At 67.0% G+C, this 22,110-nt stretch carries 23 protein-coding genes and 5 pseudogenes; 18 read left to right on the top strand and 10 right to left on the bottom strand.

The window, feature by feature from the left end; genetic code table 11:
• Nucleotides 1-131 precede the first annotated feature (131 nt).
• Both OG210_RS33265 and OG210_RS33260 read left to right on the top strand, forming a co-directional pair.
• Nucleotides 132-3,611 (top strand): DNA polymerase III subunit alpha, encoded by a 3,480-nt coding sequence (locus OG210_RS33265; protein ID WP_331719789.1) that lies wholly within the window; start codon nucleotides 132-134, stop codon nucleotides 3,609-3,611.
• 133 nt (nucleotides 3,612-3,744) lie between these two features.
• Nucleotides 3,745-4,107 (top strand): hypothetical protein, encoded by a 363-nt coding sequence (locus tag OG210_RS33260; protein WP_371540713.1) that lies wholly within the window; start codon nucleotides 3,745-3,747, stop codon nucleotides 4,105-4,107.
• A gap of 74 nt (nucleotides 4,108-4,181) precedes the next feature.
• Here the strand turns inward: OG210_RS33260 and OG210_RS33255 are convergent, their stop codons facing one another.
• The 3 genes from OG210_RS33255 to OG210_RS33245 form a co-directional block, all read right to left on the bottom strand.
• On the bottom strand, nucleotides 4,182-4,718 hold the full coding sequence (locus tag OG210_RS33255) for a GNAT family N-acetyltransferase (RefSeq protein ID WP_266862474.1): 537 nt from the start codon (nucleotides 4,716-4,718) through the stop codon (nucleotides 4,182-4,184).
• Between the two features lie 291 nt (nucleotides 4,719-5,009).
• Nucleotides 5,010-6,214 (bottom strand): IS3 family transposase gene (locus tag OG210_RS33250; protein WP_328330467.1). Its coding sequence is split into 2 segments (ribosomal slippage): nucleotides 5,010-5,923 and nucleotides 5,923-6,214, totalling 1,206 coding nucleotides; the frame shifts between segments, so codons are not numbered across the junction.
• A 57-nt stretch (nucleotides 6,215-6,271) separates the two neighbouring features.
• Nucleotides 6,272-7,186, bottom strand: a complete 915-nt coding sequence (locus tag OG210_RS33245; RefSeq protein ID WP_331719788.1) for a Ku protein — start codon at nucleotides 7,184-7,186, stop codon at nucleotides 6,272-6,274.
• A gap of 216 nt (nucleotides 7,187-7,402) precedes the next feature.
• On the opposite strand from OG210_RS33245, the gene OG210_RS33240 reads away from it, so the two are divergent.
• Nucleotides 7,403-7,660, top strand: a complete 258-nt coding sequence (locus OG210_RS33240) for a hypothetical protein (protein WP_328336014.1) — start codon at nucleotides 7,403-7,405, stop codon at nucleotides 7,658-7,660.
• Nucleotides 7,661-7,668: 8 nt separating this feature from the next.
• Complete coding sequence (locus OG210_RS33235; protein WP_331719787.1) at nucleotides 7,669-8,037, top strand: hypothetical protein; 369 nt, start codon at nucleotides 7,669-7,671, stop codon at nucleotides 8,035-8,037.
• A gap of 507 nt (nucleotides 8,038-8,544) precedes the next feature.
• Here OG210_RS33235 and OG210_RS33230 read toward each other — a convergent pair.
• From OG210_RS33230 to OG210_RS33220, 3 genes are all read right to left on the bottom strand, one after another.
• Nucleotides 8,545-8,853 (bottom strand): hypothetical protein, encoded by a 309-nt coding sequence (locus tag OG210_RS33230; RefSeq protein WP_328335899.1) that lies wholly within the window; start codon nucleotides 8,851-8,853, stop codon nucleotides 8,545-8,547.
• Nucleotides 8,854-9,613: 760 nt separating this feature from the next.
• The gene (locus OG210_RS33225) at nucleotides 9,614-10,378 is read right to left on the bottom strand and encodes a cytochrome c biogenesis protein CcdA (protein WP_328335900.1); all 765 of its coding nucleotides are present in this window, start codon (nucleotides 10,376-10,378) and stop codon (nucleotides 9,614-9,616) included.
• A gap of 5 nt (nucleotides 10,379-10,383) precedes the next feature.
• Nucleotides 10,384-10,989 (bottom strand): TlpA disulfide reductase family protein, encoded by a 606-nt coding sequence (locus tag OG210_RS33220; RefSeq protein ID WP_328335901.1) that lies wholly within the window; start codon nucleotides 10,987-10,989, stop codon nucleotides 10,384-10,386.
• Nucleotides 10,990-11,163: 174 nt separating this feature from the next.
• Here OG210_RS33220 and OG210_RS33215 point away from each other — a divergent pair, with 174 nt between their 5' ends.
• Complete coding sequence (locus OG210_RS33215) at nucleotides 11,164-11,610, top strand: SRPBCC family protein (protein ID WP_328335902.1); 447 nt, start codon at nucleotides 11,164-11,166, stop codon at nucleotides 11,608-11,610.
• A gap of 15 nt (nucleotides 11,611-11,625) precedes the next feature.
• Here the strand turns inward: OG210_RS33215 and OG210_RS33210 are convergent.
• Nucleotides 11,626-12,434, bottom strand: a protein-coding gene (locus tag OG210_RS33210) for an IS5 family transposase (protein WP_371540707.1) whose coding sequence is annotated in 2 segments (ribosomal slippage) — nucleotides 11,626-12,099 and nucleotides 12,102-12,434 — 807 coding nt in all. Because the reading frame shifts where the segments join, the coding sequence is not laid out codon by codon here.
• 213 nt (nucleotides 12,435-12,647) lie between these two features.
• Here OG210_RS33210 and OG210_RS33205 point away from each other — a divergent pair.
• Nucleotides 12,648-13,390 (top strand): annotated as a pseudogene (locus tag OG210_RS33205) (IS6 family transposase).
• A gap of 104 nt (nucleotides 13,391-13,494) precedes the next feature.
• Here the strand turns inward: OG210_RS33205 and OG210_RS33200 are convergent.
• Together OG210_RS33200 and OG210_RS33195 are read right to left on the bottom strand one after the other, a co-directional pair.
• A complete protein-coding gene (locus tag OG210_RS33200) occupies nucleotides 13,495-13,884 on the bottom strand; it encodes a fic family toxin-antitoxin system, toxin component (RefSeq protein WP_328335904.1) in 390 nt (129 codons plus the stop codon).
• Entirely contained in the window at nucleotides 13,881-14,189 is a 309-nt protein-coding gene (locus OG210_RS33195) for a hypothetical protein (RefSeq protein WP_328335905.1), read from the bottom strand. The genes OG210_RS33200 and OG210_RS33195 overlap by 4 nt, the downstream gene beginning before the upstream one ends.
• A 332-nt stretch (nucleotides 14,190-14,521) precedes the next feature.
• On the opposite strand from OG210_RS33195, the gene OG210_RS33190 reads away from it, so the two are divergent.
• From OG210_RS33190 to OG210_RS33160, 7 genes and pseudogenes are all read left to right on the top strand, one after another.
• Nucleotides 14,522-14,866: a hypothetical protein gene (locus tag OG210_RS33190; RefSeq protein WP_328335906.1), complete on the top strand. Its 345-nt coding sequence runs from the start codon at nucleotides 14,522-14,524 to the stop codon at nucleotides 14,864-14,866.
• 2 nt (nucleotides 14,867-14,868) lie between these two features.
• Entirely contained in the window at nucleotides 14,869-15,357 is a 489-nt protein-coding gene (locus OG210_RS33185; RefSeq protein WP_331719785.1) for a DUF6233 domain-containing protein, read from the top strand.
• Between the two features lie 29 nt (nucleotides 15,358-15,386).
• Nucleotides 15,387-15,803 (top strand): annotated as a pseudogene (locus OG210_RS33180) (ATP-dependent DNA ligase); the annotation flags it as partial.
• 37 nt (nucleotides 15,804-15,840) lie between these two features.
• A protein-coding gene (locus tag OG210_RS33175) for an IS3 family transposase (protein WP_328335908.1) occupies nucleotides 15,841-17,039 on the top strand; the annotation gives its coding sequence in 2 pieces (ribosomal slippage) (nucleotides 15,841-16,126 and nucleotides 16,126-17,039; 1,200 coding nt in all).
• Between the two features lie 31 nt (nucleotides 17,040-17,070).
• Nucleotides 17,071-17,547, top strand: a pseudogene (locus OG210_RS33170) (RNA polymerase sigma factor); the annotation flags it as partial.
• A gap of 175 nt (nucleotides 17,548-17,722) precedes the next feature.
• A complete protein-coding gene (locus tag OG210_RS33165) occupies nucleotides 17,723-18,073 on the top strand; it encodes a hypothetical protein (RefSeq protein WP_328335909.1) in 351 nt (116 codons plus the stop codon).
• A complete protein-coding gene (locus OG210_RS33160) occupies nucleotides 18,070-18,531 on the top strand; it encodes a hypothetical protein (RefSeq protein WP_331719784.1) in 462 nt (153 codons plus the stop codon). The genes OG210_RS33165 and OG210_RS33160 overlap by 4 nt, the downstream gene beginning before the upstream one ends.
• A gap of 37 nt (nucleotides 18,532-18,568) precedes the next feature.
• Here OG210_RS33160 and OG210_RS33155 read toward each other — a convergent pair whose 3' ends face one another.
• The gene (locus OG210_RS33155; RefSeq protein WP_328335910.1) at nucleotides 18,569-19,093 is read right to left on the bottom strand and encodes an NUDIX domain-containing protein; all 525 of its coding nucleotides are present in this window, start codon (nucleotides 19,091-19,093) and stop codon (nucleotides 18,569-18,571) included.
• A gap of 186 nt (nucleotides 19,094-19,279) precedes the next feature.
• On the opposite strand from OG210_RS33155, the pseudogene OG210_RS33150 reads away from it, so the two are divergent.
• The 5 genes and pseudogenes from OG210_RS33150 to OG210_RS33130 all read left to right on the top strand — a co-directional run.
• A pseudogene (locus OG210_RS33150) lies at nucleotides 19,280-19,795 on the top strand (tyrosine-type recombinase/integrase); the annotation flags it as partial.
• Complete coding sequence (locus OG210_RS33145; protein ID WP_328335911.1) at nucleotides 19,785-20,195, top strand: DUF6262 family protein; 411 nt, start codon at nucleotides 19,785-19,787, stop codon at nucleotides 20,193-20,195. The pseudogene OG210_RS33150 and the gene OG210_RS33145, both read left to right, overlap by 11 nt.
• Entirely contained in the window at nucleotides 20,192-21,367 is a 1,176-nt protein-coding gene (locus tag OG210_RS33140) for a hypothetical protein (protein ID WP_328335912.1), read from the top strand. The genes OG210_RS33145 and OG210_RS33140 overlap by 4 nt, the downstream gene beginning before the upstream one ends.
• Before the next feature lie 179 nt (nucleotides 21,368-21,546).
• A pseudogene (locus OG210_RS33135) lies at nucleotides 21,547-21,686 on the top strand (site-specific integrase); the annotation flags it as partial.
• Nucleotides 21,686-22,012, top strand: coding sequence for a helix-turn-helix transcriptional regulator (locus OG210_RS33130; protein ID WP_328335913.1), 327 nt, complete (start codon nucleotides 21,686-21,688; stop codon nucleotides 22,010-22,012). The pseudogene OG210_RS33135 and the gene OG210_RS33130, both read left to right, overlap by 1 nt.
• Nucleotides 22,013-22,110 lie beyond the last annotated feature (98 nt).

Genomic DNA, 22,110 nt, shown 5'->3' with positions numbered 1-22,110 from the left:
TCGGCAGTACGCAGCTAGCCAGGCAGGAGGCTAGCGGCCACAGGGGCCGGAGAGCAGAAGACTCGCGTCGTTCGATTAATGTTCGATACATTGGAGACAGATCCAGCCATGCGGCTTGAATCGTGTCGCATATGAGCGGAGGCGGTGGCCATGGCGCCCGGAACGGTGCACACGGGTACTCCGCCCGCTACGGCGCATCCCTCCCCCACCACCTGGTGCGCCGGGCGGCCGAGCGCGGTGTCACCACGCTCGCCCTGACCGACCGGGACACCGTGGCCGGCACCGTCCGCTTCGCGAAAGCCGCCACCACCACGGGCATCCGGCCGATCTTTGGTGTGGACATCGCCGTCGAGCCCGCGTCCGGCCCCGGCAGCGCCGGGCAGGCCCGGACGCCGGTGCGCGGGGGAGCACATGTAGTTCAGGCGCGGTGGCGGGTGACGCTGCTGGCACAGTCCGCAGCAGGGTGGGCGCATCTGTGCCGGATCGTTTCGGCCGCACACAAGCAGCCCGCGGACGGCGTACCGGTGGTCGCCTGGCCGGTGCTGCACGAGCACCTGGGCAACGGCCTGGTGGTGCTGCTCGGCCCATCCTCGGAACCCGTGTCCGCCCTCATGGCGGGGCGCCCGGATCTCGCCGAGCAGCTCCTCGCACCCTGGCAGGCGATCGCCGGGGCCGGGCTGCGGCTGGAAGCCGTGTACCTCGGGCGTACGGGCACTGGTGCAGGGTCGCTGCGGTTGGCAGGGCGCACCGTGCAGCTCGGCGACCGCCTCAAGGTGCCGGTCGTTGTCTCCAACGCGGTTCGCTACGCGGATCCGGCCCAGCACCGTGTGGCCGACGTACTGGATGCGGCGCGCCTGCTGCGCCCGATCGATCGCCGAGCGGTGGATGGTGGTGAGCGCTGGCTGAAGGGCCCGGCCGAGATGACTGCGGTGGCTGCCCGCGTCGCCGAGGCCGCCGGATGCGGGCCCGAGCGGGCGGCGGCGCTGCTCGCCGAGACCGATGCCACCGCGGCATCGTGCGAAGTGGACCCCGTTCGGGACTTGGGGATGGGCGAAGCCCACTTCCCCGAACCCCACGTGGTCGGCGCGGACCCGGCCAGGGGTGGGGCAATGCGGCTTCTGCGTCGGCGCTGCGAGGCCGGCATGCTCGCCCGCGGCCTGGACCGCGAGCGGGAGGCGGTGGAGCAGCTGGAGTACGAGCTCGGCGTTATCGGCCGGCTCGGTTACGAGGGATATTTCCTTGCGGTCGCCCAGGTCGTCGCCGACGTACGGTCCATGGGGATCCGCGTAGCCGCCCGCGGATCGGGAGCGGGGTCCATGGTCAATCACGCGCTCATGGTGGCCACGGCGAATCCGCTGGAGCACCGGCTGTTGTTCGAGCGGTTCCTCAGCGAGCGTCGGACGTCGCTGCCGGACATCGACATCGATGTGGAGTCCGCGCGGCGCCTGGAGGTCTACGACCGCATCTTCAAACGGTTCGGCTCCGAGCGGGTGGCAGTCACCGGCATGCCCGAGACCTACCGCGCCCGTCACGCCCTGCGCGATTCGGGGCGCGCGCTGGGGATTCCGCCGGAGACGGTCGACATGATCGCGAAGAGCTTTCCGCACATCCGGGCCTGTGACATCCGCTCCGCGCTCGCCGAACTGCCCGAGCTGAAGCAACTGTCGGCCCGGGCGGATGAGTTCGGGCCGCTGTTTGAGCTGGCGGAGGGACTGGACGCGCTCGTGCGCGGCTACGCGATGCACCCGTGCGGCGTGATCCTGTCCAATGCATCCCTGCTGGACCGGCTGCCGGTGCAGCCGACCCCGGGCGGCGACTACCCGATGGTCCAGGCCGACAAGGAAGACGTCGAAGATCTCGGCCTGCTGAAGCTGGATGTGCTGGGGGTGCGGATGCAGTCCGCGATGGCCCACGCCGTGGGCGAGGTGCAGCGGACGACCGGGCGGCTTCTCGACCTGGACAACCCCGACCACGTCCCCCTCGACGACGAGGCGACGTTCGAGATGATCCGCCGCTCCGACACCCTGGGCTGCTTCCAGATCGAATCACCGGGCCAGATGGACCTCGTGGGCCGGCTCCAGCCGCGGCACATGCAGGACGTCATCGCCGACATCAGCCTCTTCCGACCCGGACCCGTCAAGGGCGTGATGCCCGCACGGTTCATCGCCGCCCGCCACGGCGCAGCACCCCACTACCCCCACCCCGACCTCGTACCGATCCTCGACGACACGAAAGGCGTGGTGATCTGGCACGAGCAGATCATCGCGATCCTCGCGAAGATGACTGGCTGCGACCGGGCGGCGGGCGATGTCGCACGCCGCGCCCTGGCCGACCCCGAGCGCCTGCCCGGCGTAGAGACGTGGTTCAGGAACGCGGCCCGCGACCGCGGGTACGACGGTGCGGTCGTCGACGAAGTCTGGTCGACGATCAAGGAGTTCGGGGCGTACGGGTTCTGCCGGGCGCACGCGGTGGCGTTCGCGGTGCCGGCGGTGCAGTCCGCGTGGCTCAAGGCCCACCACCCCGCCGCCCTGTACGCGGGGCTGCTCGAACACGACCCGGGCATGTGGCCGGTGCGGGTCATCGTCGCCGACGCCCGCCGCCATGATGTTCCCGTCCTGCCCGTCGACATCAACTCCTCCCAGGTCCAGCACCGCGTCGAGCCCACTGACCAAGGCTGGGGCGTACGTCTGTCCCTGTCCGCCGTGAAGGGAATGGACGAAAGGCAGGCGGAGCGAATCGCTGGACACCGGCCTTATGCGTCGCTGCAGGATTTCTGGCAGCGGGCCCGGCCCGCACTGCCGATCGCCGAGCGCCTCATCCGCATCGGTGCCCTCGACGAGATCAAAGGCACCCTCACCCGCCGAGACCTCCTGCTCCAGGCCGGCGAACTGCACCGCCACGCCCGCAACCGCGCCACCACCGAAGGACAGCTCGCCTTCGGCGGGGAACTGGTGACGTCCGAGCCCAGCGGCCTGCGAGAACTCTCCAGCAGGGAGCGGATGAGCGCCGAGCTCGACGTCCTGTCCATCGACGTCTTCCAGCACCTGATGGACCACCACCACCGGCTGCTGCGCGAACTCGGCGCCACCGACGCAGCCCACCTCCAGCACAAGGCCCCCGGACAGAAGGTCCTGGTGGCGGGCGTACGGGCTTCCACGCAGACGCCGCCCATTCCTTCGGGGAAGCGGGTCATCTTCGTCACCCTCGAAGACGGCTCCGGCCTCGTCGACCTCGCCTTCTTCGACAACTCCCACGAGAGGTGCGCGCACACGATCTTCCACTCCGGACTACTCCTTGTCCGCGGCACCGTCGAAGCACGCGGCCCCCGCCGCACCGTGGTCGGCGACATGGTCTGGGACCTGGACGCCATCGCGGCAGCCCGCCGCGACCACGGCCCAAAGGCTGCCCTCGACCTCATCGGCCACGACACCACAGCGAACACCCCCGCCGACGACCAGCCCACCACCAGCACAACCGAACCTGCTGCGCGGGTACTCAGCGACGGAACGGCCGGCGCCAAGCTCTACGCGTGGGCGGACCTGCAACCCGCGGGCAGTCGCTCCGCCGACCTGAACCGGCTCGGACACCGATCCCCGGGAAGCGCCGGGTGACGCCTGCATCCCGGTGACTGGGCAACAGGAACGTCAGATCAGTCGGGGACCGAACCGGCTCCTGAGTAGGCAGAGAGGTTCCTCGTCGAGCACGTCCGAGCCGCTGCCCGCGTACGCCGACTTCCACAAGTAGGTGCAGGAGCAGCGCCGCAAGCGCGTCGGCACGCTGGGCGATCCGACCGCATCCGCCGCAGCCGTGCTGGAGATCGTCGACGCCGACGAGCCGCCGCTGCGCTGCTTCTTCGGTTCGGGGCCGCTGGGCATCGCCAAGGCCGGCCGGGTCTCCGGCCCCGGCTCAGCGCTGCGCGAGCTCCGCCACGGGCTGCCACTTCTCCCGACCCGCGAGACGCTGCTCGTAGGGCCTGGTCGGCGGGCCGGCTGGTGTATTCCACACCTGGAGAACGGCAGGAGCACTACCGAGTCTGCCCAGCCGGTGGCGAACCCGCCGGGCTCGATCAGGGTGACCTTGATGCCGAACGGCGCCACCGAGCCCTGATTCGAAGGCCGCGGAACCGCCTCACCAACAGCCAGCGATGCGGGTCCAGGGCCACCGTCAACTCGTCGGGTGCGTCAGAGCCGTCTCGTGGTGAACAGGGTGGTCCCGTACACCGCGTCCGCTTCCTTCCGATCGGTCTCGGCGAACCCGACCTTGGCCAGCACACGGCGAGAAGCAGTGTTCCAGTCCCAGACCGTGGCCCACAGACGTTCGTACCCAGACGATCTCGCCCATTCCAGAACCGCCAACGAGGCCTCGGTCGCATATCCCTGACGCCACACTCGGCGCAGCAGCTCGAACGCCAGTTCCGGTTCCCCTACCGCGATTCGCCCGTTGTCCACCAGCCCGCAGTATCCGATGACGTCACGAGAGGCCTTCCGTTCGACCGCCAGCAACCCGATCGACCACAACCGGTTGGTTCGGATCGACTCCTCAAGCTCCGCGACCGTGGGGTGTCCGTCCGCGTCGATTCGGCGATGCGGCGGCACCCGTGGATCACGTTCGGTCCACAGCTCACGCTGAACGACAGCCTCGGCTACCCGCCAAGGTCTGAGCAGCAGTCGACTCGTCTCGAGTACAACCTCGCTGCCCGGAGTCGCGCCAACTGTCATGACAGCAACCGTCTCACGGGCGGGCGCGCTGTTGTGCCACGGGGCGCCGTCCGCTGTCGTACGCGTGGTGCGTGGTGATGCTTCTGGCCGATCCTGGGTGAAGAGATGCGGGGGGTCTGCTTCACGCGGCCGGGCGTTCACGGCCCGCCCACATCGAAGCGTGCGGCGGGCCTGTGGGCAAGGCGCCACAGCTGGCAGTGACTTTCGAGTGAGGGAGTCGCCCGGGCTTACCGCTCTATGCGCTCTTCGGCTTTCGGCCAGCGGGCCTTGACCCCGAATCCTGAACACGGGTTATGCGGCTTGTGCCAGCGTAGTTGGTGTGCGGTGGAAGGCGTTCTCGAAGTCGATTGGTGATCGTTGTCCGAGGCGGGAGTGTCGGCGTCGGGTGTTGTAGCGGTGGAGCCATCGGAAGGCGTCGAGGCGGGCCTCGCGCTCGGTCGGCCAGCTCTTTCGTCCCTGTAGGGTCTCGCGTTTGAAGGTCGCGTTGAAGGACTCGGCGAGTGCGTTGTCCGCGCTGGACCCGACCGAGCTCATGCTTCGCCGAACCCCTGCTGACCTGCATGCTTCGGCGAATGCCCTGCTCGTGTACTGGGCTCCGTGGTCGGTGTGCATGATCGATCCGGCGAGGCTGCCGCGGGTGCGGATCGCCGCGGCCAGGGCGTCGGTCACGAGGTCCGCGCGCATGTGGCCGGCGATCGCCCAGCCGGCCAGACGGCGCGAGGCGAGGTCGATGACGGTCGCCAGATAGCAGAACTTCCCGCCCTCGATAGGCAGGTAAGTGATGTCGCCGACGTACTTCGTGTTCGGCTTGTCCGCGGTGAAGTCGCGGCGGATCAGGTCCGGCGCCTTGGTCGCAGCCGGATCGGGGACGGTGGTGCGGTGCCGTCGGCGCAACCGGACCCCTTCGATTCCCGACTCCCGCATGATCCTGGCGACCCGCTTGTGGTTGACCGCCGCACCGTTCTCCTCGCGCAGCTCGGCGGTGATCCTCGGGGCTCCGTAGGTGCCGTCCGATTCCTGGTGCACCGCCCGTATCCGGGCGGCCAGGCGGGCGTCGGCCACCTGCCGGGCGGCCCGGTCCGTGGCTGTCCGGCGCCAGTAGTAGAAGCTCGAGCGGCTGACGCCAAGGATGCTGCAGAGCCGCTTCACGCCGTAACGGCGCTGGAGGTCAGCGACACACTGGAAGCGGTTCACCAGCGCGTCTCCCCGGCGAAATACTTCGCCGCTTTGCGCAGGATCTCGCGTTCCTCCTCCAGCTCGCGGACCTTCTTCCGCAGGGCGGCGTTCTCCGCCTCCAACGGGGCCGGCGGCTGAGAGGGTTCCTGCGTCCGACGTCCTCGGGGACGGCTCACCCCGGCTGCCCGAACCCAGTTCCGCAGCGTCTCCGGGTTGATCCCCAGATCGGCTGCGACCGACCTGATCGTCGCTTCCGGCCGCGACTCGTACAGCGCGACCGCGTCCACCTTGAACTGCGGCGGATAGTTCTTCATCACCACGAGATGTCCGTTCTCAGATCCTCAGGATCCAGTGTCTCGTGTGTCCAACATCAGGGGTCAAGGCCCAGCTGCCTTCTTCCCGGTGGTCTTCTTGGCTGTGGTCTTCTTCGCGGCGGACTTCTTCTTCGTGCCCGTGGTCTTCTTCGCCGCGTGGTCGGGCAGATCGTGGACGGTCGCGTGTCCACCGTCCGAGCGGCCCGCGGCGGCTTCGACGCTCGCGTTGAGAGCGGCCATGAGGTCTACGACCCGGCCCTTGGTCTCCTCGCCCTCGCCGCTGTCCAGGGGCTTCGGCTCTCGGTGAGCTGCTTTCGCGGCGAGGAGTTCTTCGACGGCTTCGCGGTAGTGGTCGGTGTATCCGCTGACGTCGTCCTGCCCCATCGACTCCATCAGCTCGACCGCCCGGTCGATCTCCTCATCGCCCACCTCCACCTCGGGTGGGGCGGCCGCTGCGACGTCGCGGATCTCGTCGGGCCATTTCAGGGACTGCAGGACGATGACGTCGTCTTTCACCCGGAGCATGCCCAGGCGTTCGCGGCCGTGCCACGCGAACTTGGCGATGGCCACTTTGCTGGAGCGCTCCAGTGCTTTGCGCAGCAGGACGTAGGGCTTTGTGGCGACGGCTCCGTCGCCTTCGAGGTAGTAGCCGGCGGACATCCGGACCGGGTCGATGTCGTCGGCCGGTGTGAACGCGACGATCTCGATCGCCTTCGCCGTGGGCAGCGGCATCTCGGCCAGCTCGTCGTCCGTCACCGGTACGACCTGGTCTTTCGCGACCTCGTAGCCCTTGCCGATTTCGTCCTGCGCGAGGCCCTGGCCGTCGATCTCGCAGGTCTTCTGGTTCCGGACCCGGCCCTCGTCCTCCAGGTGGTACTGGTGGAAGTGGATGTTGTGGTCCTCGGTCGCGGGCAGCACCCTAATAGGGATTGTGACCAGGCCAAACGAGATCGCTCCGGACCACACAGGGCGGGGCATGAGACCTCCCGAAGAGAAGGACACGCCGCAGTCGGCCGGGCCGACGGGCGACAGGGCGTCCGTGCCTTCATCCTCGCCCCGGAGATCCGCGAACGCACCCGCTGGCATCTGCCTTGATCGGGCCAGCGCAGGCGGGACATTCGTACGGGGCAGCAGGACAACCTGACGGGTACGGGTACGTACCCGTACCCTTGCGGGATGGGAAGGAGCACGATGATGTCCGATGCCAACGTCCGTATCCCCGAGGAAGCCAAAGACCGGCTGGCCGCGATCGCAGCGGCGGAGGGGCTGTCGCTGCGCGCGTACCTGGCCCGCCTCGCCGAGACCCTGCTGACCCCAGCCGAGCGGGCCGAGCGCGCCGAACAGGCTCTCGCCGCGCTGCAGGAGTGGAACGGCTACGCCCCGACCGCAGCGGAGCAGCACGACCTGGACGGTGAGCTGGACCGGCGCCTGGCACAGGTGAACGGCCGGTGAGCGACGCCATGCACATCGTGCTCGACGACACCGCGATGGCCGCGGCCGGCCAGGGCAACGTCCTGGCGTCCCGGCTCATCCACCGTGCTCACGCCGAGGCGAGCTGGTTCTTATACGCCCCGGCGTGCGCGCTCGTCGAAGCGGACCGCGCCCGGCCCGGTACGGCGGAGCATCTGGCGTCCCTGCCCGGGATTACGGTCTTGGATCTCGATCTCGGGGCCGTTCTCGCTCTGGCACGGAAGGAGACGTGGGCTGCGGCACACAGCCAGTACGCGGCGCAGCCCACCCCGGACCGTCCTGACGGGGCGATCGTGGCGACCACCGAGCCGGCCCGGTGGGCCGGGGGGCCGGTGCGGGTTCTGGACCTCACACCCTGACTGCGGTCAGGGCTGGAACGCTGTGGGTGGGGTAGTAGGCGACGAGCGGCCATACAGACCCGTACCGGTGTCGGCGGCACCGATGCCCGCATCCCCGGTTACATCAAACACGCCAGCGCGGCCACGACCCCACCACCGGCGGCTTCACACCACCCAGGATGCATTCAGCTTCCTGGCCAATCCAGGACGGGGAAACCGCTATGCCTACGCAGTCGATGCCCCCCATCAACTTCGAACCCCACGGCGTACAACTGGCTTGATGCGCCGGGGAGATGGCCCAGGAAGGGAACGCAGTACTGCGGGGGAGCGGGTTTGCGGTGATGCGTGCGTGGCGCAGGAGCTCACAGCAGCCACGGTGATGGCGATGGCGACGCTGATAAAGGTCAGGTGTGGCTCTGTCAGGTCACGTGTTTATCAGCCCCAGGTGCCTGCGACTTGGGGCTGGCGTGTACGTATGGCGCTACCGGCTTGTTTGGTAGCGCCATACGTCAGAGGAATTTCAGCAGGCTATGACGTAACGGTTTTTACGTCGGAGCAGATCTGCCCGCTGCTGCCACCCACGCAAATCCAGAACGAGTACTTCTTCCCTTCAGGGAGATTCCCGCCCTTATTGACCGTGTAGGGTGCGCTGTGCCCGTATGTGCTGGCCTCACGGACTGGACTCGTACCCAGGTAAGCCGAGATTCCGTAGCCGTCCGAAGACGGGTCAACAGCCTCGAGGGTGTCACCGTCGGCCTTGAAGTAGCCGATGCCGATCAGCTTGTTGTTGGTGTAGCCGTTTATGCTAGAGGTGCCGGAACTTGAGATGTTGTACATGAATCTCACGTTGGGCGGAGCTCCAGCCGCAGAGGCCGTGCCCGCACCGACCGTCATAGTACCCCCCACCATAACGGCAGCGGCCGCCAATACAGTCGCAGTTCGCTTATGCATGGGAAATTTCATTTCCCCCCCTTTTCATCAGCTCCAACTTCCTACGATTGAAGATCATAAGCGAAATCGATCGAGAGGGGGAGTCGTTATTGCGACAGAACAAAAAGGGAAAAAGAGTGATATTGATCAGTTTTTGATCCATCGCGCACCGAATTTGTTGTCTTATTTAATTCGGTGGCGCGACTGCGGTGGATATGCCTATTCGACTCTCCGCTTGGCCCAGTCGGACGTAGCCATGGAGTACCAGGGCAGGACTCTGCCGTCGTGTTCGAACCACCGTTGCAGCGTCTTACGGGTCCGCGAGGTGTACAAAGTCTCCCTCGCTTCTACGCAGCCGGCTTATCCGGGCTGCGACACCTCAGAGGAGAGCACTGCCGGCGTTCTGCTTCGTGTGAAGCAGGGGCGATCTCTCGCGTCTGGGTGTCCCAGTGGCAGTCCAGGACGTGAGCCACTCGGGCTGGAACAGTGGGTGTGCGTGGTGATCGCAGTCTGGGAACTGGCACGCCCCGCCGACCAGTCGACCCGAGCCGGCAGGCAGATGTATCACTGGGAGTCGGCTCATCCTTGTGCTGGTCATCAGGATGTCCGAGCCGCGGAATGGCTCCGCGCGTCTATGCCATTGAGCTAATTCTGTAGATGGGGGGGCTCAGATACCGACAGGAAAGCCTTGCGACCAGCCCTGCATGGCCTGGATCAAGGTGTCCCAGGCCCCGGTGAGCAGCAGCAGGCCGGTGATGATCATCATGCCCCCTCCGATCCGCATGACCCATACGTACCGTTGCTTGACCCAGGCGAACGCCCCGAGCGCCTTACGGAAAGCGACCGCCGTCAAGACGAAGGGCACCCCGAGCCCGACGCAGTAGGCGACGGTCAGGAGTGCCCCGCGGCCCGCGCTGGCCTGATTGGCTGCCAAGACCGTCACTGAGGACAGTGTGGGACCGAGGCAAGGCGTCCAGCCGATACCGAACAGTGCCCCAAGGAGCGGGGCTCCTATAAGCCCGGAAACCGGCCTCTTGTGGATACGGAATTCGCGCTGTGTCATCCATGGCATGAATCCCATGAAGAACACTCCCATCAGGACCATAAGCACACCAAGGGCCCTGGTCAGGATTTCCTGATGCTGGAGGAGCGTGGAGCCGAAGAATCCGAAAAGCGCACCACCGGACACGAAGACAGCAGTGAAGCCCAACACGAAGAGAGAGGCGCCAGCTACCATGCGGCCACGCCGAGCGCTAGCGAGGTCTGTTCCGGTTATCCCAGTGACATATGAAAGATAGCCCGGCACGAGTGGCAGGACGCACGGAGAAAAGAATGATACGAGACCGGCAAGTACAGAAATAGGCAAAGCGATTATGAGTGCACCGTTGAGGACTGTTGCGTTCTCACCGGCTACCGCGGCAAGGGGCTGCATAAGATTTACTTCTCCAAGATAAGCGGGTCGATCATCTGATGCAAATTTTCTTCGGTGAGTGGACGCAGTGCGCGTGCTGCGATTTTCCCATCCCGATCAAGAGCGATAGTGGAAGGGATTGTCTGTGGGTTTAGGCTCCCCTTTGGGAAGCCGTTCAAGACTACTCTGCCAGTCGGGTCGTACAGACTCGGATATGTAACGTTATATTCTTTCTCGAAGGCGATTCCCTTATCTTGATTGGTGTCACGTGTATTGATACCGATGAACGCGACACCCTGATTCTTGGTCTGCCTAGCAACTTTCGCGAAATGAGGGGCCTCGGCACGGCACGGCGGGCACCAGGAACCCCACACGTTTATTACGACGACCTTCCCCTTGAGGCTCCCCAGTGCGAAATGGTCGCCTTGGAGAGTCAGGCCCTTGAACTCGTCTTCATTCGGAGTCTTTCGCTCCTTTCTGGGCACCGTGGAGATACCGCCGGTTCCAGCTATGTAGTTCGCCTGGCCGCCGCCCCCGGAGGTACCACTGGTGCCGCAGCCAGCCAGAGCGACGACGCCCGCGATGCTCAGCGTGGTTAACAGCGCAACAGTGGATGCGTACTTGAGCCTCATGTGAAAAGTTTCGCATGTCGCACATGGCGAACTCACACCAGCCTCGGCTGTCCGGCCGGACATCGCTGAAACAGCATCACGTGCCGGATTTGCCGCTATCCGTTCCGAAACCTCCGACAGGACTCATAGAGCTCGTAACACAATCATGGTGAGACGCGGTCTACCCTTGCTGGGGTGTCGTCCCTCGCTGTTACTGCTTCTTCGCACTCATCGGCGTCTCCCGCCGTCGTCTACGCGGCGCTCCTGGATGCAGAATCCTGGCCGTTGTGGTCCGCCTACGCCGACGTCGAGTGGGATGTGCCTGCGGGAGTCGACCGGTCGGCACGCGTGGATGACCTGCGCACCATCCGTTCCCTTACTGGGCGTGTGTGCTGCCGCGAGCGCGTCGTCGAGATGGTTCCCGATCAGCGGTTCAGCTACGAACAGGCCGCAGGACTGTTCACCTCTCATCGAGGGTCTGTGGACCTGGCCCGAGCCCCCCATGGCGGCACCGACATCACCTGGTCAGCGACCTACCGACACACCCTCCCTCTCCTGGACATGCTCAGGAGGCGGCGTCTGCAGGTTTGGGTTCAGGATCTTGCGTCATACGCCAACTCGATCGTGAGCCGTAACTCCTAGAACTGCAGCGCAGATTCATGATCCGAACTTCTTCAGGCGTCTCCAGCAGATGAGGCTGCAGCCCAACGAGACCAAGGTGTCGTGGAGTTCGAGGCGTCGTTCCCATCGGATGGCGAGACGTTTGAACTGGTGGAGCAGGGCGAACGTCTGCTCGACGACGTAGCGGAGCTTGCCCAGGCCCTTGATGTTCGGGGCACCCTTGAGGGAGATGACCGGCAGGATCCTGCGGCGCCGCAGTTCCAGGCGTACGGCCTTCGAGTCGTATGCCTTGTCGCCCAGGACAGCCTCGGGGCGCCGTCGCGGTCGGCCGGGCCGGCCAGCGACGGGCGGGATGCCGTCAACCAGATTGAGGGTCTGGGTGATGTCGTTGACGTTCGCCGCGGTGGTGATGACTTTGAGCGGGGTGCCGCGTCCGTCGCAGATCAGGTGGTGTTTGCTGCCCGTCTTCCGCCGGTCGACCGGCGACGGACCGGTATCGGCGCCCCCTTTTTCGCGCGGATGTGAGAACCATCCACGCAAGCCCGCGACCAGTCGAGCTCGCCGGCCGCGTTCAGCTCGGCGAGCAGGACCCGGTGCAGCCGGTCGAAAACCCCCGCCTTCTGCCACCGGTCCAGGCGGCGCCAGCACGTCTGTCCCGAGCCGAACCCCAGTTCCGGTGGCAGAAGTTGCCAGGCTATGTCGTTGTAGAGGACGAACAGGATGCCCTGGAGACAGGGCCGGTCCGACACCGGCCGAGGCCCCGGTGACCGCTCCGGCCACGGCGGCAGCAACGGCTCGATCAGCGCCCACAACTCATCGTCCACGATCCACGGTCGAGTACTCACACCATCGCGAACGGCCGAATCTTCACACCGGTCACGGCCAACCAGCACGTTTCACCAAGATCGTGTTACAAGCTCATAGGTCCTGTCCAGGACCCTAGACCGGATACCGCGCCGGAACGGCGGTCCGGCGAACCTATACACGTCCGGGTCTCGCACCACTCCAGAGGGCGCTGTCACGTTGGCTGACCGGGTGGGATGATCTTCGGGTTGATCATGGTGGAGGGGGAGTCGTCCGTGGGGAGTGCGTCGCCGTCGTACAGGGGTCACCGGTATCCAGTCGAGGTGATCTCGCACTGTGTGTGGCTGTACTTCCGGTTCCCGCTCAGTTTCCGCGAGGTCGAGGAGCTGATGCTCCAGCGCGGCGTCATCGTCTCGTATGAGACGGTGCGGCGGTGGTGCGCCAAGTTCGGCCAGGCCTACGCGAACGGACTGCGCCGCCGCCGGCCCCGGCCCGGGGACAAGTGGCATCTGGACGAGGTCTTCATCAAGATCAACGGTGAGCAGAAGTATTTGTGGCGGGCTGTCGACCAGGACGGCAACGTGCTCGACATCCTCGTGCAGAACCGGCGGGACAAGGCCGCCGCCCGACGCTTCTTCCGCCGCCTGGTGAAGAAGACCCGGGCGGGGTGCCGCGGGTGGTCGTCACGGACAAGCTCCGCTCCTACGGCGCGGCCCACCGCGAGGTCATGCCCTCCGCCGAGCACCGTTCCCACAAGGGCCTGAACAACCGGGCCGAGAACAGTCATCAGCCTACCCGGCAACGCGAAGGGGCGATGAAAGGCTTCCGCAGCGTGGGCGCCGCGCAGCGTTTCCTGTCCGCGTTCAGCGGCATCTCACCCCACTTCCGGCCCCGTCGCCACCTGATGACCGGCACCCAACACCGCGCCGAAATGACCGTCCGCTTCGCCATCTGGGAGCAGATCACCGGCGTCACCGGCCGGCCTGCCGCTGCCTGAGCCCAGGGCCGGCACTCGGCCCCACCACACCTCGACACACCGTCAGACACCCGCACACCCAACAACGTGACAACGCCATGGCGACTGCCCGGTTCTGCACGAGATCAGGCGACGGTCCAGTCGCGCAGCTGGCGGGCGATCCGGGCGATGCCGAGCGTTCCGGAGGCCGCGTCCCGCACGAGCGCGACGGCCGCCTTGGACGGGTAGTCGAGTTCGCGCGCGTTGAGGATCAGATACGCCTCGGTCGCATGCCAGGCAAAGCGCTCGTTGGAATGCTCCAGGCACGGCAGTTTCACCAGGGTCTGCAGCAGCGCGCCGGCCTTGAGATACAGAGATCCGTAGATGTCGCGCTCCATCGCACGGGCATTGACCCGGGCGACAGCGGCGTACAGCGGTCCGAGGTCGTCGACCTGCGGATCACCGTCGAGCAGCTCGGCGGCGTGCAGCAAGAACGTGACGTCGAGCGGGCGGGGCGGCGGTTCGGGCTGGGTCACGCGGCGTGGCCTCGCTCCTGGTGCTGTCCGAGCTCCCGGTGCGCTTCCTGCTCGGCCGCCCGCTGCTCGGCACTGGGGTCCAGGCTGCTGGGCTCGGCCGCGAAAGCCGCGCCGCTGCGGGCCATGGACGCCTGGAAACCGTCCAGGAACTGGCGCTCCACGGCGGTCGCACGGTCGTAGGCGGCAGAGAGGATGTACTCCTGCAGGCTGACCCCCGCCTGCTTGGCCGCGGCCGCGATAGCGGCCCGCTGCGCAGGATCGGGGAAGCGCAGGCTCATCGCTTTGGAATCCGACATGGTATCCATGGTACCAGCGGTATCACATGTGTGTCTCAGGAGCGACGCGGACGGACCCCGGCCCCAGGCCATGGTTGAGGGCGCATCAGCCGTCGCGCCCGGGGAGGACCTCTCACGCGCCTGCTGCGCGCTCGGATTCCCGGCAAGGGCGGCTCCAGGGCGAGGCGTTGGGATAGCTCGCCAGTGGAACGGCCAGCGGCCCAGCCGAGCTGGCTGGGTGGGTCGCTCACGACCTTAAGCTGCTGTGGCCGCACCTCACCCGGAAAGGAACCGAAAGGGCGGAATGTCCGTCTCTGGGTGTCGTCCCGGGAAGCAAATTCGAACAGGCGTACGCTGTCGGGGTGGCGACATACGACTTCCCTCCAGACCTGCGTGAGGCGCAGGCCGAGCTCCACCGGATCCGGGCAGAGCACCAGGAGCTGATGCGCGGCCTGCCCCGCTCGGTGGAACCGATGGACGCGGTAGAGAACCCGGATCACTGGTACCGCCGCAACCACCCCCTCCCGGCGTCGCCCGGGTACACACCCGATCAGCGCGAACAGGCCGACGAGCTGCAGGCACGCCTACTGGAGGCCACTGTGCGGGTGAGTACGCATCCGTTCTGGTCCAGCCTGAGCGGCGGGGACCTGGTCGCTGCCCGCATGGCGCTCAAGCATGTCGAGGCGGCCGGGGCCGAGCCGGCGTAGTTATGCCGCCGCCCGATCCGGACGAGCAGGCCCTCCCGATCACGGTTCTGCTGCCCGACCGCCAGGAAATCGACGGGCGACTGGTCGAGCGGCGGCAGATCGAGGGCGGGGCCTGGCGCTACCTCGTAGCGCTGGTTCTGTGGTGTCACACCGAGTCCGGAGCTGTCGAGGCCGCCGAGTACCGGGTCTACCTGACGCCCGAGGAGGTCCGCCCGATACCGGGGGTGTCCTACGACGGGGCGCTTACGCACCGACTGCCGCCGGCGCCCGTCCCTGTCCCGGCCGGGCCGCGGTGGGGATGGCGGGTAGAACGAAGGCTGGACGGCCAGCGCCGGCCCCAGGGAACCGTCGTGCACGTGCATGACTGCGAACTCGCCGCTGGCGCGGGGCGCGAGGTGGACCTGGATGAGGCACTCACCGCACTGAGAAGGCACGGAAGCACCCCCTGCAAAACATGTGACGCAGCCGCATCGCTGATGCCGCTCCTGTAGCGGGTCGACAGCAGGAGCGGCGCGGGGAGATGTATGGGTGGAGGGTGCTCACCCCTCCACTGCTTCCGATGCTGGCCCGCACCGCGAAAATCCTGCCCCGCCCGGACGCGCTGCCGGGCGGTACGCAGTACGAGGCCAAGATGGACGGCTTCCGCTGTCTGGTCTTCACCGGTGCGGACGGGGTCTTCCTCCAGTCCCGCAGCGGCAGCCTGGCCCTCGCCCGCGCCTTCCCCGAGATTGTCGACGCCGCAGCCACGCTCCGCGACGAGGAAGCGATCCTGGACGGCGAACTCGTCGTCCCGAACGAAGGCCGACTCGACTTCCCCGCCCTGCAATCCAGAGCCCGCCACACCAAGGTCCGCGCGCGGGAGCTGGCCGCGCAGTCACCGGCTCAGGCGATCCTCTTCGACGTACTCCAACTCCGCGGCCGCGAGCTCCTGGACGTACCACTGAGGGAACGACGCAGGCTACTGGAGGACCTGTTTGTCCGCCGCGCACTGGAAGTGCCGTGGGCGCGCGGTCGCGCTGTACGAGTCGCGGCCGGAAGCGACGATCAGGTCGGTCGCAGCCGATCTGGGGATCAACCCGGAGACGCTGCGGAACTGGGTTCGGGCAGCCGGGGTGAGCCGTCCCCGAGGACGTCGGACGCAGGAACCCTCTCAGCCGCCGGCCCCGTTGGAGGCGGAGAACGCCGCCCTGCGGAAGAAGGTCCGCGAGCTGGAGGAGGAACGCGAGATCCTGCGCAAAGCGGCGAAGTATTTCGCCGGGGAGACGCGCTGGTGAACCGCTTCCAGTGTGTCGCTGACCTCCAGCGCCGTTACGGCGTGAAGCGGCTCTGCAGCATCCTTGGCGTCAGCCGCTCGAGCTTCTACTACTGGCGCCGGACAGCCACGGACCGGGCCGCCCGGCAGGTGGCCGACGCCCGCCTGGCCGCCCGGATACGGGCGGTGCACCAGGAATCGGACGGCACCTACGGAGCCCCGAGGATCACCGCCGAGCTGCGCGAGGAGAACGGTGCGGCGGTCAACCACAAGCGGGTCGCCAGGATCATGCGGGAGTCGGGAATCGAAGGGGTCCGGTTGCGCCGACGGCACCGCACCACCGTCCCCGATCCGGCTGCGACCAAGGCGCCGGACCTGATCCGCCGCGACTTCACCGCGGACAAGCCGAACACGAAGTACGTCGGCGACATCACTTACCTGCCTATCGAGGGCGGGAAGTTCTGCTATCTGGCGACCGTCATCGACCTCGCCTCGCGCCGTCTGGCCGGCTGGGCGATCGCCGGCCACATGCGCGCGGACCTCGTGACCGACGCCCTGGCCGCGGCGATCCGCACCCGCGGCAGCCTCGCCGGATCGATCATGCACACCGACCACGGAGCCCAGTACACGAGCAGGGCATTCGCCGAAGCATGCAGGTCAGCAGGGGTTCGGCGAAGCATGAGCTCGGTCGGGTCCAGCGCGGACAACGCACTCGCCGAGTCCTTCAACGCGACCTTCAAACGCGAGACCCTACAGGGACGAAAGAGCTGGCCGACCGAGCGCGAGGCCCGCCTCGACGCCTTCCGATGGCTCCACCGCTACAACACCCGACGCCGACACTCCCGCCTCGGACAACGATCACCAATCGACTTCGAGAACGCCTTCCACCGCACACCAACTACGCTGGCACAAGCCGCATAACCCGTGTTCAGGATTCGGGGTCAAGGCCCAGCTGACCAAGCCCGACCCGGTTGCCATTCCTGCTGCCTTCGAGGCATTCCTCGTTCAGCACAAGAACGACTTCCTGCGGATCGCCGGATCCAGTCTTCGTGACCGCCAGGACGCGGAGGAGGCCGTGATGGAGGCCGCCTACAAGATGTACCGGAAGTGGGAGCGGATCTTGGCCCACCCCAACCCGATGGCGATGGCCTACCGGATCCTGCAGAACGCCGTGACGGACTTCTACCGCCGCAGAGCAAGGGCGAAGCTCCGGGAAGAGGCCGTCCGGCCAGAACCTCCGTCGGCTTCCTACTTCATGGCGCTGGGCGGTCACGACCTGCTCGACGCCGCCCTGGACGAACTGGAGAAGTCGGCGCCTCTGCAAGCGAACAGCGTGCGCCTGCGCCACCTCGCGGACCTCTCCTACGAGGACGTCGCCCTGTGCCTGGACATCACCGCGGGCGCCGCGAAGACGAACGTGTCCCTCGGCCTGGCAAAACTGCCGGAACCTGGAGCTGGTTCTGACCGAGTTCCGGAACTACCAGCAGGGCATCCTCCCGGTCGGCCCCGGCGCCCGGAGCCTCACCGAGTTCTTCGCCAGCATCGACGAGAAGCTCGACCCGGCGGCAGCCACGGCACCCAAGACCCAGCGCAGCGACCGCGACGTGCTCAACCTGCTGACCAAACGCGCCAAGGTCCTCCACCTCGGCCCGGCGAACTACTGCTGGTTCACCGACCCGTCCCGGGCACTCTGCCTCCAACTGGCCGGCACCCCGACCGCCGACCGTCCGCTGATCGGGATGTGTGACTCCGCCCGCTGCCCGCAGGCCACCCATCACCCCTGCCACCGGCCCGTCTGGGCCGACCACGCAGAGCGCACCGAGAGCTTCCTCGGCCAGCTCGGCACCACACGCAAGACCGAGCGCACCCGACTCCAGGCCGACTACGACCGGGCCCTCCGCGTCGTCGCCGAGATCGACGCCGCCCGCAACACCATGAACGAGGAATCCGCATGAGAATCTCCGCAGCCCAGCGGACCGAGAACGAGAACCGTATCCGGGCCGCCATGGACCGGCTCCTTCGCGGCGAGATCCCGCCCGGCGGAAAGTGCGACATCAAGACCCTCGCCGGCGAGGCTGCAGTCGACCGCACCGCGTTCTACGGCACCCGCCCCTACTCTCACCTCCGCGTCGAGTTCGAGCGACGCCTTCAGGCCCTGCAGCAGGCCGGCGACATTCCCGACCCCCGCGAAGCCCAGATCACCCGCCTCAAGACGGAGAACGCCAAGCTCAGGGAGCGGCTGGACCGATCGAAGCAGACAATCGACGAGCTCACTGACTTCCGCACCCAGGCCCTGGCCCGGCTCGCCGCCCAACACGAAGAGATCACCTGGCTCCGCGAAGCTGCCGCCGGGAAATCCAGGGTCAGACGCCTTCCAGATCCGCGAACCCAAGTCATCGGGTCCTGCAGCTGAAATGCCCGCCCCGAACCGAGGCGACCCGCATCGCCGATCACCCGGCCGCCAGTTCGCCCACACCGCTGTCGGGCCCGGAATCGAGATATCGGCGCAGAGCTTCCCGCCCTCCCGGAACGAAGCACCATTGATCAACGACTTCGCGCAGTTCAGCCACCGTCAGCCAGTCCAGCCAGTCGATCTCACCCGGGTCCGGGACCAGGGACTCCGACGACAAGAGGGCCTCATGCACCCCGAACCATATGGGGCCGATCCCTTCCCTGCAGAGGAACTTGAACAGGAAGCGCACCGGCACGCGAACGCCGAGCTCTTCAGCCAGCTCGCGGACCGCCGCCTCCTCATACGACTCGCCCACGTCCACGGCGCCGCCGACCATCACGTCGTAGTGGCCCGGGAACCGGGAATGCGTCTCGGACCGCCGCACAACCAAGATCCGCCCCTCGCGGTCACGGCAGATCGTTGTTGCAATGCGATGCGGCCAGTTCTCGCGCACCGCCTCGTCTCGCTCCACTATCCCCAACACGCGGTCATGCTCATCGACATGCTCAACCAGTTCGCTCACGGAGGCACGATCTCAGCCCCCACTGACAACACGGCCCCACGAGCACCAGCAGCGAGTGATCCGCATCACAGGAAACCCCGTGGAAAGCAACACGACCGACGATCTGCGTCGCGAATGCGGCCTCGACACCTGGCCTGCTCAATCGCGACACGAGGTCATCCGCACACGGCCTCTGCGGACACAAGCCATACTTTTGGAACCAGGCTGATCAACCGGGACGTCCCGCAGGAGGTCGTACGCGTCCTGCTCGATCACTCTTCCGGTGAGATGACCGCGCACTACGCGCGGCTGCACGACACCACGGTCCGCCAGCACTGGGAGAGGGCCCGCAAGGTCAACGTCAAGGGCGAGAACGTCACGGTCGACCCGGCCGGGCCGCTGGCCGAGGCTACCTGGGCCAAGCAGCGGCTCGGGCGCGCGACCCAGGTGCTGCCCAACGGCTACTGCGGCCTGCCGGTGCAGAAGACCTGCCCGCACGCCAACGCCTGCCTGACCTGCCCGATGTTCCTCACCACCCCCGAGTTCCTGCCGCAGCACCGCGAACAGCGCCAGCAGTTGCTGCAGATCGTCTCCGCTGCGGAGGCCCGCGGCCAGGCACGGGTGGTGGAGATGAACCGGCAGGTCCTGGGCAACCTGGAGCAGATCATCACCACGCTGGAAGCCGAGCCCGAAGAGCCGGAGGTCACCGCTGATGCGAGCTGACAACAGCCAGCACATCGTCGAGGCCGCCCGCCGCCGCAGCGAATACACCCGCTCCAAGGCCATCCAGGCACTGCGCTCCATCGACGCGGTCGGAGAGCCGGTCACCTTCGATGCTGTCGCCAAGCAGGCGGGCGTCTCGCGGTCCTGGCTCTACGGCCAGCCGGACCTGCGGGCTGAGGTCGAGCGCCTGCGGGCAGCACACAGCCGAGCACCCGCGTCCCCTGTTCCGGCGCGCCAGCGGACCTCAGACGCCTCCTTGCTGCGGCGACTCGAAGCCGCGAACACCCGCGTCCGGCAACTCACGGAGGAGAACCGCCGCCTCCGCGACCAACTGGCTAGCGCACTGGGCGAACAACGAGCCGACAGAATCACAAGCAACCAAGCGAGGGGACAACGATGAGTACCGCCGACGAGCAGGACCGACTATTGCGGGGACCCAGGACCGCTCTCGAACGAGCCCGGCGGGACGAGGCGACTTGGGCGGACCTCGCCTACTGCGGCGTTCAGGACACCGACGAAGGTGCCGTGACCGACCGCAACAGAGCCGCCCGCTTCGCGGTGCTGTGGGCACTGCAATACGACCGCCGCCCCCAGGATCTACCGCTCCTGCGCTTCCTCCTCCAGCAGCAGACCACGTACTACCGCGAGGCCGTCCGCTGGGGCATGGCCCCCGACCTGACTCTGGCTGGGTTCCTGGTCGCCGAGCACTGGCAGGTCGAGGACCTGTGGCTGCACTGGGACGCCAAGAACACCAGCTTCGACACCGCCCTGGGCTACCACCTCTACCACCTCCTCACCGCGGGCATCGCCGCCAGCGCCGAGGCGGTGCAGGCCAGCTCCCACCCTGACCGCGACCGCATCCTGGGCGACATCACATCGGCCCGCCATACCGACGCTGCCGTCGAAGAATGGCTGGACCAGCAGCGAACCCGCTTCCCCGCCGAGCCGGCCGATGAAGGGCTCAAAGAGTGGGCCCACCACGCCGCCCGCCTGGGCGAGCGCGAGGCATCGCGCCTGTTCATGACCGAGTGGGCGGCCGGCGAGCCGCAAACCGACGCCACGCTCAACACACTGCAGTTCCACCTCGCCCACCTCGGCTATCTCAACGAAGCCGTGGAGGTGCAGAAAGAAGCCGTCGCGTTCAACGATTCGTGGTCAGGAGCGAAGGGAAGCAGACTGCTCACCCTGGCCCGACTGCAACGACGAACCGACGACTTCGCGGGCGCATGGCAGACGCTTCAGGAGGCCCAGCGCCTCCTGCCGCCCGACAAGCACGGCTTCGAGCAGGGCAAATGGCGACACCTCGTCAAGGAGTGCTTCCTTCTCGTCCCGATCGCACCTGACACTTCCACCGCGCAGGGTCTCCTCGCTGCGAGTGAGCAGGATCTCCAGGGGATTCCCCGACTCTGGATGGACGGCGTCCTCGACGCCGCCATCGCGGCCGCTGAACACGTCGGCGATCCGCAGGCACTCCACCGCTACAGCGAACTGCAGCAGGTCGCGGCTGGCGAGAGAGCTCAGGAAGTCGACCGAGTAACCCGCCCTTCTGCGTCAGGACCCACAACCTCGTGAACCCCAGCACCCTACGCACGCAGACGAGTCAGCCCGTCAGAAGCCACAGCGGTGCGTCTCGACCCGGTATCGATCAGTCAGCTGTCCTCCAGGCCGCCGAGACGGCCAACTCCGCCTCGACAACAACGTCGTCAACGCGAACGCCAAGGTCACAGGGACGAGGCTGGTCCGGACTCAAGATAATCCAGCAGCAGGTCGGCCACGACCACGCCTCCACCACGGCGATCTATGCGTCTCCTCCGACTTCCGCACCCGCTCCCTCCGACGCGTCCTGGACGCCACCATCGAGGCCGCTCTGCGGCCGGGAAGGACCTCCTGATGCCACGCCAGATCAGCTACCGGTGGCGCCTGCGCGAGCTGATGGCCGCCCGCGGCATGTTCACCGTCGGCGAGCTCATGCCGCACCTGGCAGAACGCGGCATCACCCTGTCCTCCTCCCAGGTCCACCGCCTGGTCTCCGGCACCCCGGAACGGCTGTCCCTGCCGGTGCTGGCCGCCCTCTGCGACATCCTCGGCTGCACGCCCACCGACCTGATCACCACCTCGGCCCAGAACCTCCCGGCCCGCCGAGCCGCTGGCGAAGAAGCTCCGATCAACCTAGCCGCCCGGCGACCCACAAGGGTCCGACTGACGCCCGAGGGGTGAGCGGTGACTCCGGAGGAGTACGAGCGGTGGATGATCCGCGACTGCGCACGCTGCGGCCGTCGGGCCTCGAAGTCCGCCGAGTGGTCAGACGGACCGAT

Source organism: Streptomyces sp. NBC_00466, from assembly GCF_041433995.1.
Classification (GTDB): domain Bacteria; phylum Actinomycetota; class Actinomycetes; order Streptomycetales; family Streptomycetaceae; genus Streptomyces.
This window is presented reverse-complemented; position numbering and strand designations above follow the sequence as displayed.